This window comes from Pseudomonas sp. FSL W5-0203 (assembly GCF_001896155.1).
GTDB classification, from domain to species: Bacteria; Pseudomonadota; Gammaproteobacteria; order Pseudomonadales; family Pseudomonadaceae; genus Aquipseudomonas; species Aquipseudomonas paracarnis.
Map to the genome: position 1 here is coordinate 1 of NZ_MPOR01000088.1, position 2773 is coordinate 2773.

The following is a 2773-nucleotide window of genomic DNA, read 5'->3' on the forward strand; positions in this document are numbered from 1 at the left end:
CTTCAAGATCCGGCCCGTTTTTGACTGTTAGGGTCAGGAGATAGGGCCGCAGATCCGGGCGTTCCTCCTGGATCACCTGCCAGCGGGTCAAGTAAGCCCCAAGAGCCTTGGCACCGCGGCGAATGCCGCACAACGGACAGACCAGGTGCTGCTTGCAGAACGTCGCGCTATGCAGCCGTACCTTGCCCACGGTGAAGTACTCCCGGAAATGCAGGTAATTACCACAGCTGGCAAGGCTAGCGGCAGTCTTGATGGTCGCTTCGGACGGGGTCTTTCGGAGATGTTCTAGCATCGCCTGAGACCTTGTGTGAGCCACGCCGTAGCGTGTTATTCTCTCGTCCAGAAGCCTAGCTTCGTCAGCCCCTGTGAACTCCCCGCCTGCCAAGTTGGAAGAGTTCTCAGGGGTTTTTTTATGCGCCATTCATGGCCCCCTTATTCGTGGGGCCGAGCATAGCACCTGCTAACACATTGTTTCTATGTATCAAGTAAAGCAGGGACTCGCCAGCCTCAGAACCGCGCAAAGCCCCGGAATCCGGGAGCATCAGCAGAAAAACAGCGATCAGGGACAAAACATCCTTACGATCCAGCTCGATTGAAACCCTCATGCCCAGCTCCTCAGTGGTGATGGCAAATTTTCTCATCACGACCAGGAACATAACGGGCGAGGTTTGCGCCTCCACTCCAGAGCCAAAAAACGAAGGAGTCTTCGGTAAAGTGGGGGTGTAACAGCACCCCACAGGATCCGGGAGGGGGGTGAAGAACATTTCGCAATACTACCCAGAGCGCCAAAAGCAAAATCAACAGCACCCATGCTGGGGGCCTCCGCTCCCGGCCGGTGGCCAGGAACAGAGCGCCAGAGGGTGATTTGATCAGCGAAGGGTCAAGGGTTCGCTCCGCCCGGGACTCCGTTCGCCGCGACGGTGAAGCGAGTCACGACGAGCCGGGGTCGCGGCCCCTGACCTGAGGAATTTCAACGGTGGATGGACTGGCCTCGATCGGAGTACGGGAACCTGTTCCCGTATGGAGGTCGAGGGGACAAGCGCAGCGCGTCAGGCCTCGGCGGCCCTTGTTCGTAAAGCCATCACTTGCGTGGCTGACAAATGGCGAAGCTCAGAATTGGAAAAAACCAGGTCAGCCCTCAACCACCTGGTTTCTTCGTCCCACTGGGCCAAATTGTCTATGAGAAACCTATAACGACCTTGATAAGCCTCCGCAAGATCCTCAGCAAGGGCCCTGTAAGCCTCTCCAGGCGTTTTTAACGCCAAATACACTGCATCTAGCACGGGGTCTGGTTTCGTTGCTCTGCCGACTTCCTGCGCCTTTTTGATGGCATATGCGTTGTATTCCTCTGCGCCAGTTTCGGGATCATCTGCTGGATTACCTGGGCAAAGTTTGTCCTCCCATGGGAGGACATAGGAGGCGCGGCCCAGGATGAACTGCAGGACGTAATCCGAAGGTATGGCGAGACGCTGCATGAGGAATTTTCCTAGACGAAAATCGAATGATAGCGCAGAGGGCTTTGGGCAGCGAAAGCTGCTTCCAGAGCGGCCAAAAGCCGCTCTGATAAACCGGCGTCGAAGACGACGGAAACAGCCTGACAGACGCCACCCGAGCCCACGAGGGGGGTGAGGAAAAATGGCCCCCAGGCCGAATTTTTCCGTTCTGCCCTGGTGCAGCCCGTCCAGGGCGAAACCAGGGTGCGAAGCATCCGGCCGCACCGCTTGCGTGCGCGTCAGGTGAAACCGGACCAACCTGGTTTCGAGCCGAAGCAGCAGAGGGAGGGACGGAGTCCCGCGCCGATGCGTCGCGCAGTCTCAGAAAGCGGGTTGGTCCGGCTTTGCCGGGCGCGCACGCGGGTGAATTTTCGAGACAAGCCCGTCCAGGGCGCAGGGGAGGAAAGAGGGTGGCGGATCGCGCAGCGATTCAGAACCCTGAAGGCCTTCCGGGGCGCTCCCCCGGGAGGTTTGGGCGGCCCGGAGGGGCGGCCACGGAGCCCCGCAGGGGTGACGGCATTTTGCTGTTGGGTTCTATGTTTTTGGCTCTTGGCGGTTGTATTGCAGGTCCTATTGTTGGGCCTATTGCCGCAGCAATAGGTGAGCCATAGGAGCGGCAATTTCAGGGAGTGAGGCAGGCAGGCGCTACGCTGTCGCCTGCCCTCACTCCCTGATGCTCGCCGGCTGGTATGAATCGCCCAGGTAGCGATAGAACCTATCCAGGTACGGAAGCCCGTCGAGCGGCTCATCGAGCAGCGAGTCGGGAATCTCAACGCCACGGAACAAGCCGAAGCTGTTCAGCAGGCGCTTGCCCTTGAGGATCTGCGCCGCGTGCCAGTTGTCAGCCAAGGTCAGATCGGAGAATTTCACGGCGTACTTGAACACCTCCATGAAACCCTCAACGGGATCGCCCAGGATGGGCCTGCAATCCACGACCATGCTGTCACCGGTGATCTTGTGCCACTCGGTGCTGAGGTCGGTTTGGGAGGGCTGTGATGTGGCCAGAATGATCATGTGACAATGCGGGTGCCAGCCATTGCCCTTGTTGGTCAGCTCGAGGGTGTAGACGGCCCCCTCGGCTTTGCAAAGCTCTGTCCAGGGAGCGCCACGAGTACCGGCATTGAAGTAGCGACGACGATCCATCAAGCGACGTAGCGACTTCGCGAGGTGCGATTGACGCTCTTCAAGATCCGGCCCGTTTTTGACTGTTAGGGTCAGGAGATAGGGCCGCAGATCCGGGCGTTCCTCCTGGATCACCTGCCAGCGGGTCAAGTAAGCCC

4 protein-coding genes are annotated in these 2773 nt (G+C 58.9%); all 4 read right to left on the minus strand.

Annotated features, from left to right (window positions below; all coding sequences use genetic code 11):
* Positions 1 to 292, minus strand: a 292-nt coding sequence (locus BOP96_RS29065) for a protein rep (RefSeq protein WP_218189991.1), incomplete at its 3' end; no start/stop codon positions are given.
* A gap of 118 nt (positions 293 to 410) precedes the next feature.
* Complete coding sequence (locus tag BOP96_RS29070; protein WP_127652685.1) at positions 411 to 764, minus strand: hypothetical protein; 354 nt, start codon at positions 762 to 764, stop codon at positions 411 to 413.
* Between the two features lie 285 nt (positions 765 to 1049).
* The gene (locus tag BOP96_RS29075; protein ID WP_073454712.1) at positions 1050 to 1475 is read right to left on the minus strand and encodes a hypothetical protein; all 426 of its coding nucleotides are present in this window, start codon (positions 1473 to 1475) and stop codon (positions 1050 to 1052) included.
* Positions 1476 to 2156: 681 nt separating this feature from the next.
* Positions 2157 to 2773 (minus strand): protein rep (locus BOP96_RS29080; protein ID WP_175563027.1); only part of this gene is annotated, 617 nt, incomplete at its 5' end.